The following is a 15293-nucleotide window of genomic DNA, read 5'->3' as shown; positions in this document are numbered from 1 at the left end:
GTGGCGTCATGATCTACGACGGGCTGTCCGACTACGAGTTCGCGTTCCCCGGGCCGCTGCGCGACAAGCTCACCGGCGCCGTCCTGGCCGGGCACAAGACCTCCACCACCGGCCTGCTCATCGGGTACGAGCACGACGCCGAGCCGCTGCCGCAGGCCGGGCAGCGCAGCACGATGATCGGCTCGGCCGGGCAGCCCCTGGCGATCCTGGAACTGACCGAGGTGCGCCTGGTGCCGCTGGGCGAGGTCGACCTCGCGCACGCCGCCGACGAGGGCGAGGGGTACCCGAGCGTCGCCGGCTGGCGGGCCGCGCACGAGCGCTTCTGGCACTCCGACCAGATGCGCGGCTACCTCGGCGACCCGGGCTTCACCGTGGACGACGACACCGTGGCGGTGGCCGAGCGGTTCCGGGTCGCCTCGGTGATCCCCGGCGCCCAGGCCGTGAACGCGGCCCTGGCGGCGGAGGCCGCGGCGCTGGTCGCGGGGCTGCGCGCGGTGCCCGAGGCCGCCCTGGACCGGCCGACGTGCTGCCCGCCGTGGACGGTGCGCGACGAGTTCGCGCATGCCGCGATCGCGGTGTCGCGCACCCTGGAGATGCTCGACGCCGCGCCGCCGCCCGGCCCGCCGGTCGACACCGCCCGCTACTACGCGCCTGACCACCGGTTCGCCCCGCAGGCCGACCGGGCCCGGGTCGACCTGGCGGCCGAGTTCGCCGCGGCACGGTCCGGCCCGGAGCTGATCGACTGGTTCGAGCAGCAGGCCGAGCAGGTCACCGACCGGGTCGGGGCGAGCCCGGAGCGGCTGGTCACCACCCGGCACGGGGACCCGATGCGGCTGACCGACTTCCAGGTCACCCGCGTGGTCGAGCTGGCCGTGCACGGCCTGGACCTGGCCGACGCGCTCGGCGTCGCGCCGTGGCTGACCGAGCACGCCGCGGCCGTGGTCGAGGGGCTGCTGTTCGGCCTGTCCGCGCCCGCCGCCCGCGCCGCGCTCGGCGTGGACGCGGCGGGGCTGCTGCGCCGGGCCACCGGCCGGGTCGCGCCGACCGGGGCGGAGCGCGAGCGGCTGGACGGGCTCGGCGTCACCTGGCTGACCCTGGGCTGAGCCGTGCGGATCCCGGAGCCGGCCGGCTGGGCGGTGTCGCGGTGGGGCGCCGACCCGTACGCGCGCGGCGCCTGGACCGGCCTGCTCACCGGCGGCAGCGGCGCCGACCGGGCCGCGCTCGCCGCGCCGTTCGCCGAGGGCCGGCTGGTGCTGGCCGGGGAGGGCGTGCATCCGGCCCGCCCGGCGATGCTGCACGGCGCGCACGAGTCGGGCCTGGCCGCCGCCCGGCACCTGCTGTCGGCGGGCGTGCCCGGCGAGCGCGTCACCGTGGTCGGGGCCGGGGTCGCGGGCCTGTCCGCCGCCGGTGAGCTGCGCCGCCACGGCCGCGAGGTGCTGGTGCTGGAGGCTCGCGACCGGATCGGCGGCCGGGTGCACACCGTGGACCTCGGCGGCGGGGTACGCGCCGACCTGGGCGCGGCCTGGCTGCAGCAGTACGCCGGCAACAGCCTCGCCGCGCTGGCCCGTGAGCTGGGCCTGCCCGTGGCCGCGACGGACTTCACCGCCCCGCTCACCGTGTCGGAGCAGGGGCCGGTCACGGGCGCGGCCGAGGCGCTGTCGGCGCTGGCGCGTACCGCCGCCCGCCTGACCGCCGACACGGATCTGCCGGTGGCCGACGTGCTCGCCGCCCACCTGGCCGGGCTGGACCCGGCCGCCCGGCAGACGTCGGCCTACGCCGTGGACTGCGGCCTGGTACCGGAATCCGGGCTGGACCTGCGGCTGGCGTCGGCGCGGGGCGTGTTCGGCGAACCCGGGGTGGGCGAGGGCGACCGCTGGCTGCCCGGCGGCCTCGACCGGCTCACGGCCGCGCTCGGCGACGGCCTGGACGTCCGGCTGGGCCGCCCGGTCGCCGCCGTCACCGCGGGTCCGGGCGGGGTCGAGGTGACGGGCCGGTGGGGCCGTGCCGTGGCCGGCCGGGCGGTGCTCGCGGTGCCGCTGGCGGTGCTGCCGGCACTGCGCGTGCCGTCGCTGCCGCCGGGGCACCGTGCGGCCCTGGCCCGGATCGGGACCGGCCGTGCCGAGAAGGTGCTGCTGCGCTATCCGCAGCGCTGGTGGCCGGTTTCCCCCGGCGGCTGCCTGTGGTGGGGCGAGGACCGGGCCACCTGGTGCGAGTGGGCGGACCTGACCGGCGGGCTCGGCGAGCCCGTGCTAGCCCTGCTGGCCGGCGGCGACGCGGCACAGGCCCTGCACGATCCGGCGCGCTCCGACGCGGACATCGCCGCCGACGCCCACGCCGCCGTGATCCGGATGACCCGATCCTTCCCTAACGTTCCCTGAAACGGAGTGGTACGGTGGCGACCACGCATCATGTAGGGAAGGAAACGACGTGCCCGACCGTATCGAGGAGCACCACGGGGTCACCGTGCTCGTCGCCGACCCCGACGGGCCGCCCGTGGCCACCGTGCAGGACGGTCTCGACCTGATCGGCGCGGCGTTCCAGGGCGCCGAGGTCGTCGCGCTGCCCGCCGCCCGGCTCACCGGCGACTTCTTCACCCTGAGCACCGGCCTGGCCGGAGAGATCATGCAGAAGTTCGTCAACTACCGCATCCGGCTCGCGGTCGTCGGCGACATCACCACCTGGCTGGACGCCAGCTCCGCGCTGCGCGCGCTGGTGCTGGAGTCCAACCGCGGGCGCCAGATCTGGTTCACCGCCGACCTGGCCGAGCTGACCGCACGCCTCAAGGACGGCTGACATGTCCGAGCTGTACTCCGTCGAGCAGGTCGCCGAGCGGCTCGGCCTGCACGTCAAGACCGTGCGCAACTACGTGCGCGACGGGCGGCTCAGGGCGGTGCGCATCGGCAAGCAGTACCGCATCGCCGCCGAGGATCTGGCCGCGCTGACCGGCGGCCCGGTCCCGGCCGCACCGCGCGAGGACGCCCGCCGCACCCGCCACGTCGAGGTGTCCACGGTCGTCGCCGTCGACGCCGTGTCGCGCCACGACGCCGACCGGGTCACCACCCTGGTCACCGCCGCGATCAGCGGCCCCCGCGACGGCGGCGAGCCGATCCGGGTGCAGGCCGCCTACGACGAGGAGCGGGCCCGGCTGCGCGTGATGCTGCTCGGCGGCCCGCAGGACACCGCCGAGCTGCTGCGCCTCATCGACGCGATCCTGCAGGCGCGCTGAGTCAGGACGCCAGCGCCGACGCGGGCCGCTGGGCGAACCACTCGACCTGCTCGCGCAGGTCACGGGCGTCCGCGTCGGCGGCCACGCGCGGGTCGCGCAGCGCGGCGGCGACCCGGTTCACCCCGCCCATCACCTCGGTGACCCGGCGCGGCAGGTCGAGGGCCAGCACGGGCCGCAGCGTGTCACGCGCCGCGCCGGGCTGCCCGGCCCGCACCTGCGCCAGCGCCAGCACGCACCGCGCCCCGGCCTCGTCGGCGAACGAGCGCTGCGCCGGCGGGCTCGCGGCGTACAGGGCCAGGGCGCGGGTGGCCTCGTGCACGGACCGCTCCCCCATGCCGTCCAGGCAGCCGTACACGTCCCCGGCGTAGTAGTGCTGGCGCGGCGGCGGGAACACGAACAGGCCCCCGATCGCGTCGAGGTCGTCACGTTCGTGGCGCTCGCGCAGGTCGTCGGCGCGGACCAGGGCCAGCCGGGCGGGTTCGGCCGCGCCGAGCCGGGCCAGGGCCCTGGCCTGCGCGCATGCCAGCCACGACGCGACCGACCCGGTGTGCTCCCCGGCGAGCGCGACGCCGCAGTCGGCGAACGCGGCGGCCTCCTGCGGCCGGTCGGCCCAGTACGCCAGCTGGCTCTGCAGGCCGCGGATCCAGGCCCGCAGCGGGTGGTGGCCGATGCCGTCGGCGCACTCGAACGCCATCCGCGCCAGGGTCATCGCCTGGTGGCCGCGGCCCAGGTCGTGGTTGGCGCGGGCCAGCGCCGCCGACACCAGCGCGGCCAGCAGGTGCAGCTGCTCGGAGTGCTCGGGCCGCGGGTCGGTCTCCAGCTTCGCGAAGACCCGCTCCTGGGCCTCCAGCAGCGGCCCGAACAGCTCGGTGACCGGGTCGCACAGGCAGCGGCGGGCCAGCTGCTCGACGTCGTCGCGCAGCTGCTCGACGGTGAGCTGCTCGGCGACGGTGGTGGTCGGTGCCATGGGTGTCCGCCTTTCAGTGCACGCCGGCCATCAGCTGCCCGATCTTGCGGGCGCCGATCCAGAAGCAGATGCCGACCCCGATGGCCAGCAGGCCGAGGCCGCCGTAGTAGACCCCGGCGGGCACCTTCGCGCTCAGCGGGGTGACCCAGGTGTTGAGCGCGTTGCCGGCGGCGGTGGCCAGGAACCACAGGCCCATGACCTGGCTGGCGTAGCGCAGCGGGGCGAGTTTGGTGGTGACCGACAGGCCGACCGGCGACAGCAGCAGCTCGGCGCAGGTCTGGATGAAGTACACGAGCACGATCCACAGCGGGGAGATGAGCCCGCGCCCGGCCAGCGCCCCGGCCACGCCCATGACCAGGAACGAGATGCCGATGCCGACCAGGGCCATGGAGAACTTGACCGGGGTGGTGGGCTGGCGGCGGTCGAGCTTCGTCCACAGCCACGCGAACACCGGCGCGAGCAGCAGGATCAGCACCGGGTTGATCGACTGGAACCAGGCGGTGGGGATCTCGAAGCTGCCGACCGTGCGGTCGACGTCGTTCTCGGTGAACAGGTTGACCAGGCTGCCGGCCTGGTCGTAGATCATCCAGAACAGCATCGCCCCGACGAAGATCCACACGTAGGCGCTGATCCGGGAGCGTTCCTGGTGGGTCAGCGTGTGGTCGCGGAACATCGTGACGAAGTACAGCGCGGGCACCACCAGCGCCATCACGGTCAGCGCGGTGATGACGTGCTCGGCGCGGTACGTCCCGGCGGCGATGTCGGCGATCAGCAGCGCCAGCACGATCACCAGCACGATCGCGCCGATGCGCAGGATCTTGCCGCGCTCGTGGGGCTGCAGCGGCTTGTGCGCCCTGAGCCCGACGCCTTCCAGCCGCCGCCCGCCGAGCACGTACTGGATGACGGCGACGGTCATGCCGACCGCGGCGATGCCGAACGCCACATGCCAGTCGTTCTTCGCCGCGAAGTAGCCGGTGAGCAGCGGCGCGATGAACGCGCCCAGGTTGATGCCGAGGTAGAACAGGGTGAACCCGGCGTCGCGCCGCGACTCGTGCAGCTCGGGGTGCTTGTCGTACAGCTCGCCGACCATCGCGGAGATGTTCGGCTTGAGCAGGCCGGTGCCGAGCACGATGAGGACCAGGCCGAGGTAGAACATGGCGTGGCTGGAGAAGGCCAGCGCGTAGTGGCCCAGCGCGATGACGATGCCGCCCCACAGCACGCTGCGGCGGGTGCCGATGAGCCGGTCGGCGATCCAGCCACCGGGCAGCGCCATGAAGTACACCATCGAGTTGTAGATGGAGTAGAGGGCGGCGGCGGCGACGTCGGTCATGCCGAAGCCGCCGTCGGTCAGCTCGGCGGCCAGGAACAGGGTGAGGATGGCCCGCATGCCGTAGAAGCTGAACCGCTCCCACATCTCGGTGAGGAACAGCACGACCAGGCCGCCGGGGTGCCCCATCCAGGTCTTGACGGGCGGGCCCTGCGGTGCCGTCGTGGTGGCCATCGGCGTACCCCCGGATGTGATGTTCCCCGCAAAGAAGGTCCAATCGGACGATATCGCCCTGGAGGGTGGCCGGTGAGCGGCTCTCACGAATCCGCCCGGAAGGGCGGCGTGGGTCACGCCGGGGAATCGTCGGGCCCGCCGGGTCGTTTCAATCACCGAGGCCATACGACGTGAGGGAGCTGACATGGGCGATCGGATGCTGCGGGGAAGCCGTCTGGGGGCCGTCAGCTACGAATCGGAGCGCAACACCGAACTCGCGCCGCGGCAGATGCGCGAGTTCCTGTGCGCCCACGGCCACCGGTTCGAGGTGCCGTTCGCCGTCGACGCCGAGGCGCCCGCCACCTGGGAGTGCAAGTTCGACGGCAGCGTCGCGCGGCTGGTCGACGGCTCCGAGCCGGAGCAGAAGAAGGTCAAGCCGCCGCGTACGCACTGGGACATGCTGCTGGAACGGCGCTCGATCGAGGAGCTCGACGAGATCCTCAACGAGCGGCTGGCCGACGTCCGGGCCCGCCGCGGCCGCTGACACACGCGAAGGCGCCCCACCCGTCACGGGTGGGGCGCCTTCGCGTGTCAGTCGACGATCTCGCCTTCGATGACCTCGGGCGGGCCCTGCGGCGGCTGCTGCGGGCCGGGCGGCGGCGTGCCGTGCCCCGGTGGGGTGCCGTGGCCGGGCGGGGTGCTGACCCGCACCCGCTTGGGCCCGAACACGCTGTTGGCGGCCGACGCGGGGATGCGCTTCTCGGTCGCGGCGCGGATGCGCCCGCGGGCCAGCCGGCGCACGGGCGGGATCAGCAGCAGCAGCCCCACCGCGGCGGTGAGCAGGCCCGGGATGAGCAGCAGCAGCGCCGCGGCCAGCCCGACGACCCCGTCGAGGGCCTGGTCGCCGCGGGCCTGCCCGGCCAGCCGCGCCTCGCGCAGCCGACGCCACGCCGACAGGCCCTCCCGGCGCAGCAGCACCGCGCCGAGCAGCATCAGCAGCACCGCGATCAGCAGTGTCAGGGGCAGCCCGATCAGCCGCGCCACCCCGACGAACACGCCGAACTCGATCAGCCCGAGCAGCAGCACGACCGCCGGTATCCACCGCAGTCTGCGCACCCCATCACCTCCAGCCGGGCCGGCCGGAGATCACCTCACGGCCAGCGGTCGCCCGGCTTGAACATACGCCGGATCGAGTCACGCCGGGACTGCGCACCCCACACGGTGACCTTCCACAGCGCCTCCTTGATGATGGACCCGCTCATCTTCGACACGCCGTGCTCCCGCTCGGCGAACGTGATCGGGACCTCCACGATGCGGAAGCCGTGGCGGTGCGTGCGGTGGGTCAGCTCCACCTGGAAGCTGTAGCCGCGCGAGGTGACCGTGTCCACGTCGATCTTGCGCAGGACGGGGAGCCGGTAGGCGCGGTAGCCGCCGGTGGCGTCCTTGACGCCCATGCCCATGACAACGCGGGTGTAGAAGTTCGCGCCGCGGGACAGGATGAGCCGCCGTACGGGCCAGTTGATGACCTTGCCGCCGCGCACCCAGCGCGACCCGATGACCGCGTCGGCGCCGCGCAGCGCGTCGAGCAGCCTGGGCAGCTCCTCGGGGGCGTGGGAGCCGTCGGCGTCCATCTCGACGACGGCGTCGTAGCCGTGCTCGTGGGCCCAGTTGAAGCCCGCGATGTACGCCGCGCCCAGGCCCTGCTTGCCCTCGCGGTGCAGGACCTTGATGCGCGGGTCGGCGGCGGCCATCTCGTCGGCGATGGCGCCGGTGCCGTCGGGGCTGTTGTCGTCGGCGATGAGAATGTCGACCTGCGGGGTGCTCTTACGCACCCGGGGCACGATCAGGCGGACGTTCTCCGACTCGTTGTACGTCGGGATGATCACCAGCACCCGGCCTACGCCCGGGTACCCGCTGTCCGCCTCGTTGCCGCTCACGGGGGCCTCCACTTATGCCGCTCCTGCCTGTTCAGTGTCTCGCACCTGGGTGGCGCGGCGCCTGCGCGCCACGCCCGCCGCGACCAGCAACCCGGCCGCGGCGAAGGTCAGCACGGCCTCCGGCCACGGTCCCAGGCTCGTGGCAAGGGTAGCCGTGTCGCCCAGACGCAGCCGGCGCACCAGCACCGCGCCGGTGTTGAAACCAGATGCATCATGCACAGTCCCGTCAGCAGTTACAAACCCGGACACACCGACGGTCGACGCCATGAGGCTGTCGCGTCCGTGCTCGACGGCCCGCAACCGGACCATCGCCATCTGCTGTAACGCTTCGGACTCGTCGAAGGTCGCGTTGTTGGTCTGCACGGCCAGCAGCTGCGCGCCGGAGCGTACGGTGTCGCGCACGACGTCGTCGTAGGCGACCTCGAAGCAGATGACGTCACCGACCCGGGCCGGGCCGAGGGTGAGCACGCCGGGGGCGGTGCCGGCGACGAAGTCGGTGCGCAGCAGCTTCGCCTGGTTGGTGATGGCCTGCGCGATGGGCTCGACGACGGGCCGCAGCGGCAGGTACTCGGCGAACGGGACGGGGTGCTGCTTGAGGTACATCTGCTCCGGCGCGGCCCCGGGGCTGCGGTCGGCGGGCCAGACGAGGCCGGCGTTGCGGGACTGGCCTGCTTCGGGCCCGGACAGGACCGCGCCGACGAGGATCGGCGCGCCGATGGCGCGGGCGGCGGTGTCGATGGCCGCTGCGGCGCCGCTGTTGCGCAGCGGGTCGATGTCGGAGGCGTTCTCGGGCCACACGACCAGGTCGGGGCGGGGCTGCCGCCCGGCGTCGACGTCGCGGGCCAGGGCGACGGTGGCGGACACGTGGTTGTTGAGCACGGCCTGGCGCTGGGCGTTGAAGTCCAGGCCGAGGCGGGGCACGTTGCCCTGCACGATCGCGACGGTGACGGCCTGCCCGGCGGGTGTGGCGGTGGGCACGGCGAGCCCCGCGAGGGTGACCACGGCGGCCCCGGCCAGCGCGGCGGCCGGGCGGCGCCAGGCGCGCCGGTCGGCGATCAGGTCGTGGGCGGCCCAGGCGAGCAGCCCGCCGGTGGCGGCGACGGCGAGGGTGACCAGCGGCGCGCCGCCGAGCGCGGCCAGGGCCAGGCCGGGGGCGTCGGCCTGGCTGAACGCGAGCCGGCCCCACGGGAACCCGCCGAACGGGGCCCGGTCGCGCAGCGCCTCCTGCGCGACCCACAGCAGCGCGATCGCGGCGGGCCACAGCCACGGCCGGCGGGCGGCCAGGGGGCTGACCCAGGCCAGGGCGAGGCCGAGCAGCGCCAGGTAGCCGGCCTGGAACAGGGTGAGCAGCAGCCACGGCGTGTTGCCGACGTGCAGGTTCGTCCAGGCCAGCAGCGGCCCGAAGAACACGGTCCCGGCGAGCAGGCCGAGCCCGGCCCCGGCGCGCAGCCGCCGCCCGCGTACGGCCAGCGCGAGCAGCGCCACCCCGATCGGTGCGGCCCACCAGAGGCCGTACAGCGGGAACGCGGCCAGCAGCGCCAGCCCGGCGGCCACGGCGAGCGCGGCGGCGACGGGCAGCCGCAGCGGCGCCGCGGTGCCGGGCGCGGCCGCGGTGTCGCCGGGTGCGGCCGCGGCGGGCGGTGTGCCCTGGCCGGGCTCGGTGGTGTCGCCGACGGCCGGGGCCGGTTCGGCGGTGTCGCCGGGCGCGGCGGTCTGCGGCGTCTGTGCCTGCACGGTCACCGGTCCACCCCATCTCACAAGCACTATGGTGCGCCGCGCGGGCGCGCGGCGCGGCCCACGCCGAGAGATCTTGGCCGGGGGCGGTGCAAGGTTACAAGAATCGGGGCGCGGCCAGACGGCCGCGCCCCGCACTCCCAACTCCACGGCACGGGCCTGCGACCTTCGGGCCGATCGGCGTCGGTCTGCAGCCCACCGCCGGTCGTTTTCTACTGATCGCGGACCCCGCCTGCCGGGCACGACCGCCGGTCGGCGACGGCACGGTGGAGGACCCTACGACGGTACCGGCGGCGCGCGGGCACGGTCAATTTCACCGCCCGGCCACGCAGCGTGACGATCACCGCATGCGGTGGCGTCAGCGCAGCTCAGCGGCCAGCAGCGCGGCCGCGGCGGCGGGATGATCGGCGGCGAGCAGCCCGGCGGCGGCCAGAATGTAGGACGCGTCGACGACCACGTGCGGGTGACGTGGCAGCGGCCATCCACCGGCGGTGTCGCCCAGGCCCGCGCCGAGCACGGCCTGCGCGACGTCGGGCGGGCTGTGCCGCAGCACCCCACCCGAGCCGATGACCAGGGCCACGTCGCGCAGGTCCCGGCCGCCGCGGCGGGGCCCGCCCGCGACGGCGGCCTCACCGCGGGCGTGGCGGCGCAGCGCGACGGTGACCGCCAGCTCGGCCAGGCGCCGGTCGGCGGCCCGTTCGGTGCCGTCGTCGGCGACGTACCCCGGGTGTGCCGCCCGTGCCTCGGCGGCGGCGTCCAGCGCCGTGGCCTCGTCGGGGGCGAGCAGCTTCTCGGCCAGCGCCGCGGCGACGACCCCGGGCGCGGACCAGCGCATACCGAGGTCGCCTTCGACGGTGCGGGCGGCCCACATCGTCCCGGCGACCTCGTCACGGACCCCGGCGAGCTGCTCGGCGTCGGGGACCAGCACCGAGTACACGTCGGTGGTGGCCCCGCCGACGTCGACGACGAGCAGGTCCTGGCCGCTGCGCCCGGCCAGCAGCTCGACGCCGGTCAGGACCGCGTCGGGGGTCGCGGCCCGGACCAGGGACGCGAACCGGGGCCCGCGGGACAGTTTCTTGCCGCCGATGACGTGCTGCAGGAACATCTGCCGGATCGCGGCCCGGGCCGGGCCGGGGTCGAGGACCCCGATCGCGGGCAGCACGTTGCCGACGGCGACCACCGGCACGCCCGCGCCCGCGAGCAGCGTCTGGAGCTGCTCGCGGGCGTCGGCGTTGCCGGCCAGCACCGTCGGGACCCGCCACCGGGCGGCGGCGAGCCGGGCCGCGTTGTGGCTGATCGTGTCCGTGTCGCCGCCGTCGGTGCCGCCGACGAGCAGCACCACGTCGGGCCGGGCGGCGCGCAGCTCGGCCAGCCCCGCCCGGTCCAGCCGGCCGGCGGCGACGTGCACGACCTTCGCCCCGGCCGACAGCCCGACCCGGTGCCCGGCCTGCGCGGTGACGAGGCGCTCGTAGCCGACGACGGCCAGCCGCAGGCCGCCGCCGGCCGACGAGCACACCAGCACCCCGTCGGGGGTGTGGCCGGTCGCGGCGACGGCCGCGTCCAGGCCGTGCAGCACGTCGGACCCGACGGTGGTGCGGTGCGCGCCGGTGGCGACCAGCCTGCCGCTGCCGGTGTCGACGAGGGCCGCCTTGGTGAACGTCGACCCGACGTCGACACAGCAGAGCAGGCTCACTTGGGCGGGACCACCACGGTGCCGGTCGCGGTCACGGCGACGACCGGCGGGTCGAGGACGTCGGCGGCGGACTCGGACCTGTCCGGCCGGCCCCGGCACACGACCCGGGCCTCGAAGTCGATGGTCCGCGAGCGGGTGCCCATCCGGGACACGGTCGCGACGACCTCCAGCACGTCCCCGGCCCGCATCGGGGCCTTGAACTGCACGTCGGAGTACGACGCGAACAGGCCTTCGTCGCCGTCGAGCCGGATGCACACCTCCGTGGCGACGTCCCCGAACGCGGCCAGGGCGTACGCGCCGTCGACGAGGCTGCCCGCGTAGTGCGCGTGGCTGTACGGCACATACTTCCGGTGCACGACGGTGAACCCGACGCTCATGCGACTGCTGCCTTCTTCCGCTCGGCCTTGTTGGTGATCAGCGCGTGCACCAGGTAGCTGGCTACCTCACGCGGGGTGGTGCCCCGGCCGAAGATCCGGTCGACGCCCAGCTCGCCGGTCATCAGCTCGTCGAAGCGGGGCCCGCCGACGATCAGCAGCGGCCGCCTGTCGGCCGGCAGCGCCTCCCGGAACGCCGCCGACATCTCCCGCGTGTTGTGCAGGTGCGCGTCGCGCTGCGTCACGACCTGCGACACCAGCACCGCGTCGGCCTTCTCCGCCTTCGCCGCCGCGACCAGCTCGGGCACGGTGACCTGCGCGCCCATGTTGACGACCTTCAGCTCGCGGTAGTACTCCAGGCCCTTCTCCCCCGCGATGCCCTTGACGTTGAGGATCGCGTCGATGCCGACGGTGTGCGCGTCGGTGCCGATGCACGCCCCGACGACCGACAGCTTGCGGCGCATCCTCTGCTTGACCAGGGTGTTGACCTCCTTGGCGGTCAGCAGCGGGAAGTCCCGTTCGACGACCTGGACCTTGTCGAGCTCGACCAGGTGCCGGACGCTGCCGTAGACCACGAAGAAGGTGAACCCGTCGCCCATCTGCTTGGCGTGCACCAGCATCGCCGGTTCCAGGCCCATCTTCGCGGCCAGCTGCAGCGCCGCGCCCTCGGCCTTCTTGTCGTGCGGCAGCGGCAGCGTGAAACTGACCTGGGTCATGCCGTCGCCGGTGGTGTCGCCGTACGGGCGCACGACGCTCTTCACTGGTCCTCCTCCTGCCGGGCGGGGGTCTCGAGGATGTCGGTGGCCGGGTTGTAGTAGCCGTCGGCGTGCCGGGCGACGCCGTCGAGGCCCTTGCCCCGGTCCGCGGGCCGCTTCATGATCCCGAACGTGCCGTCGGCGATCGCGTTGAGCAGGGTGTCGTCCTCGATCCGCTCCAGCAGCGAAATGGCCTCGTCGAGGACCTGGTGGGCGCGGCGCTGGATGAACCCGTCCGGCGCCGGCACGAAGTCCTCGTGCAGGTTCCCGGCCGCGCCCAGCACGTACCGCACGTTCTGCAGGGCGATGTCCCGGTCGGACAGCCACGGCGTCACCACGGCCTCGGTCATCATCCCGACCAGCAGGATGCCCTGCCCGGTCAGCGCCCCGACCAGGTTGAAGAACCCGTCGAGCAGGTTGCCCCGGAACACGTCACCGGTCATGTGCTTGGTCGGCGGCATCCACTTCAGCGGCGCGTCCGGGAACAGCTCCCGCGCCAGCAGCGCATGCGCCAGCTCGAGCCGGAACGACTCCGGCAGATCCGGGTTGATCTCGAACGCGTGCCCCAGCCCCAGCTGCCAGTCCGCCAAACCGGCCTCGTGCGCGAAGTACTCGTTGAGCAGCTGCGACACCGTCACCGTGTGCGCGGCCTCGACCGCGTCGGCGGTGGTCAGGTAGTTGTCCTCACCGGTGTTGATGATGATCCCCGCGCGGGCGTGGACCTGCCGGGAGAACCGCTGGTCGACGAACGTGCGGATCGGGTTGATGTCACGGAACAGGATCCCGTACATCGAGTCGTTGAGCATCATGTCCAGCCGCTGCAGCCCGGCCAGCGTCGCGATCTCCGGCATGCACAGCCCCGACGCGTAGTTCGTCAGCCGCACATACCGGCCCAGCTCGCGGCTCGACTCGTCCAGCGCCGCCCGCATCAGCCGGAAGTTCTCCTGCGTCGCGTACGTGCCCGCGAAACCCTCCCGGGTCGCGCCCTCGGGCACGTAGTCCAGCAGCGACTGGCCCGTCGACCGGATCACCGCGATCACGTCCGCCCCGGCGCGGGCCGCGGCCTGCGCCTGCGGGATGTCCTCGAAGATGTCACCGGTCGCCACGATCAGGTAGATCCACGGCCGCTGCTTCGGGTCGCCGTAGCGCTTGACCATCCGGTCGCGCTCGGCGCGGTTGCGGTCGATCTGCCGGATCCCGGCCGCCGCCATGCGCCGTGACGCCCGCTTCGCCGCGGTCGCGGCCCTGCCGGTGGGCACCTCGAACCGCACCGACCCCGACGCGGCCTTCTGGGCCAGCAGGGTCAGGTCGGCGGCCGAATACTCCAGGCCGTGCTGGGCCAGGCTGTGGAACACCGGCAGCGCCACCCCGTGCCCCAGACCCACGTCCTCACGTACCGCGTCGACCAGGCGGTTCACCCACGGGATCCCGTCGGGGTCCGCGCCGATCATCCCGGACAGGCGCAGGACGGCACGCTCCACCGACACGGTGGTGTGGGAACGGGCCAGGTCCACCACCGGACGCCCGGCCCGTGCGGCCAGCGCCCGAGCCCGGTGCACCAGCGCCGGGTCCAGACCGAGTTTACTGCTGCTCATAAATGCAATCTCCACGCAGAACCGTACGTACACAGACCGGCAGCTCATCGTGCTGCTCAAGACTCGGCAGGGTCCCCGAGACCCCCGCCGGGGTGCGCCACACCGCGAACGTCGCCGCCGCGCCGGGCACCAGCACGCCCTCGTCGTCGCGGTGCACCGCCCGCCACCCGCCCCGGGTGTGCGCCGCGAACGCCGCCTTCGCGCTCATCCGCTGCTGCGGATTGAAATGCCACATCGCCGCCCGGACACTGCCCCACGGATCCAGCGGCGTCACCGGGCTGTCCGACCCGAACGCCAGCGCCACCCCCGTGTGGTGCATCTGCCCCATCGGATTCGACGCCAGGCTCCGCGCCACCCCCAGGCGCTGGGCGTACATCTGCTGCTCGCCGCCCCACAGCCGGTCGAACGCCGGCTGCATGCTCGCCACGATGCCGTACTCCACGAACCCGGCGATCAGCCGCTTGTCCATGATCTCGGCATGCTCGACCCGGTGCCGCGCATCGCGGATCGCGTCCACGCCCAGCACGTTCTCGGCCATCGCGAACCCGTCCACCACCGTCGAGATCGCCGCATCGCCGATCGCGTGGAAGCCGCCCTGCATCCGGTGCCGGTGACAGTCCAGCAGATGATCACGCACCTGCTCGGCCGTCACATAGCCGTGGCCGCAGCCGCGCTCGCCGTCCAGGTACTCCCCCGACAGGTGCGCCGTGCGCGAACCCAGCGCGCCGTCGGCGTACAGGTCACCGCCCGCACCGACCGCGCCCAGCTCCCGCGCCCTGGCCGCGCCCATCAGCTCGCCCCAGAACCCGAAGATCTCCGGCAGCCCCTGCCCCGACAGGCGCAGCAGCTCCGTGAAGTCCTCCTCGCTGGACGTGCCCGGCCCGCCGCACTCGTGCACCGCCGCGATGCCCAGACTCGCCGCGTGCCGCAGCATCCGCATCTGCGCGTCACGCCGCTGCACGATCGTGATCTGCCCGAACGCGGCCTCCCGCACCACGTGGTGCGCGTCGCGGCGCACCCACCCCGACCCGTCGTAGCCCGCCGTGCCCTGCGCCAGGGCCAGCAGGTCCGGCGACACCAGCGCCGAGTGGATCGACGCCTGCGACAGGTACACGCTGCGCCCACCCGCGGCCCGCGACAGCTCGCCCGCGGACGGCGGGGTCTGCGCCGCGCCCCAGGTGCTCTCGTCGAACCCGTGCCCCAGCACCACCGCGTCCGGGCCCAGCCCGGCGGCGAACTCGGCGACGGCCTTCAGCAGCTCCGCGGCGCCGCGCACCCCCGACAGGTCCAGGCCCGCCAGGGCCAGGCCGGTGTCGGTGGCGTGCACGTGCGCGTCGACGAACGCCGGGGTCACCAGCGCCCCGTCCAGATCGACACGCACGTCCGCGCTGGGCGCCTCGGCCACCGGGCCGAGCCACACGATGTGCTGCCCACGCGTCAGCAGCGCGGTCGCGCCGGGGTCGGCGGGGCTGCGGACGACGGCGTTGTGCCAGAGCGTCGTGCGCTCGGCAGGCATGGCGGAGATCTGCATG

General features: G+C 74.0%; 15 protein-coding genes and 1 pseudogene. 6 read left to right on the top strand and 10 right to left on the bottom strand.

Features of this window, described 5'->3' with window-relative positions; genetic code table 11:
* Positions 1-8: 8 nt before the first annotated feature.
* The 5 genes and pseudogenes from CS0771_RS38995 to CS0771_RS25510 form a co-directional block, all read left to right on the top strand.
* Positions 9-425, top strand: a pseudogene (locus CS0771_RS38995) (ASCH domain-containing protein); the annotation flags it as partial.
* Positions 420-1103, top strand: coding sequence for a maleylpyruvate isomerase family mycothiol-dependent enzyme (locus CS0771_RS38990; RefSeq protein ID WP_244871408.1), 684 nt, complete (start codon positions 420-422; stop codon positions 1101-1103). The pseudogene CS0771_RS38995 and the gene CS0771_RS38990, both read left to right, overlap by 6 nt.
* A 3-nt stretch (positions 1104-1106) precedes the next feature.
* Positions 1107-2378 carry a flavin monoamine oxidase family protein gene (locus tag CS0771_RS39500; protein WP_212843361.1) on the top strand — a complete coding sequence of 424 codons (1272 nt, stop codon included), beginning with the start codon at positions 1107-1109 and terminating at the stop codon, positions 2376-2378.
* 49 nt (positions 2379-2427) lie between these two features.
* Positions 2428-2793 carry a DUF4180 domain-containing protein gene (locus CS0771_RS25515; RefSeq protein WP_212843360.1) on the top strand — a complete coding sequence of 122 codons (366 nt, stop codon included), beginning with the start codon at positions 2428-2430 and terminating at the stop codon, positions 2791-2793.
* A 1-nt stretch (position 2794) separates the two neighbouring features.
* Positions 2795-3226, top strand: a complete 432-nt coding sequence (locus CS0771_RS25510) for a helix-turn-helix domain-containing protein (RefSeq protein WP_212843359.1) — start codon at positions 2795-2797, stop codon at positions 3224-3226.
* 1 nt (position 3227) lies between these two features.
* Here the strand turns inward: CS0771_RS25510 and CS0771_RS25505 are convergent, their stop codons facing one another.
* Positions 3228-4193, bottom strand: a complete 966-nt coding sequence (locus CS0771_RS25505; RefSeq protein WP_212843358.1) for a hypothetical protein — start codon at positions 4191-4193, stop codon at positions 3228-3230.
* Positions 4194-4206: 13 nt separating this feature from the next.
* Complete coding sequence (locus CS0771_RS25500) at positions 4207-5694, bottom strand: peptide MFS transporter (RefSeq protein WP_212843357.1); 1488 nt, start codon at positions 5692-5694, stop codon at positions 4207-4209.
* A gap of 184 nt (positions 5695-5878) precedes the next feature.
* Between CS0771_RS25500 and CS0771_RS25495 the strand changes: the two genes are divergently transcribed.
* The gene (locus tag CS0771_RS25495) at positions 5879-6217 is read left to right on the top strand and encodes an RNA polymerase-binding protein RbpA (protein WP_212843356.1); all 339 of its coding nucleotides are present in this window, start codon (positions 5879-5881) and stop codon (positions 6215-6217) included.
* Positions 6218-6264: 47 nt separating this feature from the next.
* On the opposite strand, the gene CS0771_RS25490 is transcribed toward CS0771_RS25495, so the two are convergent.
* The 8 genes from CS0771_RS25490 to CS0771_RS25455 form a co-directional block, all read right to left on the bottom strand.
* The gene (locus tag CS0771_RS25490) at positions 6265-6789 is read right to left on the bottom strand and encodes an FxsA family protein (protein ID WP_212843355.1); all 525 of its coding nucleotides are present in this window, start codon (positions 6787-6789) and stop codon (positions 6265-6267) included.
* Positions 6790-6824: 35 nt separating this feature from the next.
* On the bottom strand, positions 6825-7610 hold the full coding sequence (locus tag CS0771_RS25485; protein WP_244871025.1) for a polyprenol monophosphomannose synthase: 786 nt from the start codon (positions 7608-7610) through the stop codon (positions 6825-6827).
* Positions 7611-7622: 12 nt separating this feature from the next.
* Positions 7623-9194 (bottom strand): apolipoprotein N-acyltransferase, encoded by a 1572-nt coding sequence (lnt, locus tag CS0771_RS25480; RefSeq protein WP_212846041.1) that lies wholly within the window; start codon positions 9192-9194, stop codon positions 7623-7625.
* 508 nt (positions 9195-9702) lie between these two features.
* Positions 9703-11037 (bottom strand): glutamate mutase L, encoded by a 1335-nt coding sequence (locus tag CS0771_RS25475; protein WP_212843353.1) that lies wholly within the window; start codon positions 11035-11037, stop codon positions 9703-9705.
* Positions 11034-11414 (bottom strand): hotdog domain-containing protein, encoded by a 381-nt coding sequence (locus tag CS0771_RS25470; RefSeq protein ID WP_212843352.1) that lies wholly within the window; start codon positions 11412-11414, stop codon positions 11034-11036. The genes CS0771_RS25475 and CS0771_RS25470 overlap by 4 nt, the downstream gene beginning before the upstream one ends.
* Entirely contained in the window at positions 11411-12172 is a 762-nt protein-coding gene (locus CS0771_RS25465; protein WP_256442839.1) for an OAM dimerization domain-containing protein, read from the bottom strand. The genes CS0771_RS25470 and CS0771_RS25465 overlap by 4 nt, the downstream gene beginning before the upstream one ends.
* The gene (locus CS0771_RS25460; RefSeq protein WP_212843351.1) at positions 12169-13761 is read right to left on the bottom strand and encodes a lysine 5,6-aminomutase subunit alpha; all 1593 of its coding nucleotides are present in this window, start codon (positions 13759-13761) and stop codon (positions 12169-12171) included. The genes CS0771_RS25465 and CS0771_RS25460 overlap by 4 nt, the downstream gene beginning before the upstream one ends.
* On the bottom strand, positions 13748-15292 hold the full coding sequence (locus tag CS0771_RS25455) for an amidohydrolase (RefSeq protein ID WP_244871024.1): 1545 nt from the start codon (positions 15290-15292) through the stop codon (positions 13748-13750). Before CS0771_RS25455 ends, CS0771_RS25460 begins: the two co-directional genes overlap by 14 nt.
* Position 15293 lies beyond the last annotated feature (1 nt).

Origin of the sequence: Catellatospora sp. IY07-71 (assembly GCF_018326265.1) — a bacterium.
Classification (GTDB): Bacteria; Actinomycetota; Actinomycetes; order Mycobacteriales; family Micromonosporaceae; genus Catellatospora.
This window is presented reverse-complemented; position numbering and strand designations above follow the sequence as displayed.

Coding starts and splice junctions, on each gene's coding strand:
- CS0771_RS25500 (WP_212843357.1), bottom strand. CDS start 5,694: ATGGCCACCACGACGGCACCGCAGGGCCCGCCCGTCAAGACCTGGATG.
- CS0771_RS25510 (WP_212843359.1), top strand. CDS start 2,795: ATGTCCGAGCTGTACTCCGTCGAGCAGGTCGCCGAGCGGCTCGGCCTG.
- CS0771_RS25495 (WP_212843356.1), top strand. CDS start 5,879: ATGGGCGATCGGATGCTGCGGGGAAGCCGTCTGGGGGCCGTCAGCTAC.
- CS0771_RS25455 (WP_244871024.1), bottom strand. CDS start 15,292: ATGCAGATCTCCGCCATGCCTGCCGAGCGCACGACGCTCTGGCACAAC.
- CS0771_RS25470 (WP_212843352.1), bottom strand. CDS start 11,414: ATGAGCGTCGGGTTCACCGTCGTGCACCGGAAGTATGTGCCGTACAGC.
- CS0771_RS25460 (WP_212843351.1), bottom strand. CDS start 13,761: ATGAGCAGCAGTAAACTCGGTCTGGACCCGGCGCTGGTGCACCGGGCT.
- CS0771_RS25505 (WP_212843358.1), bottom strand. CDS start 4,193: ATGGCACCGACCACCACCGTCGCCGAGCAGCTCACCGTCGAGCAGCTG.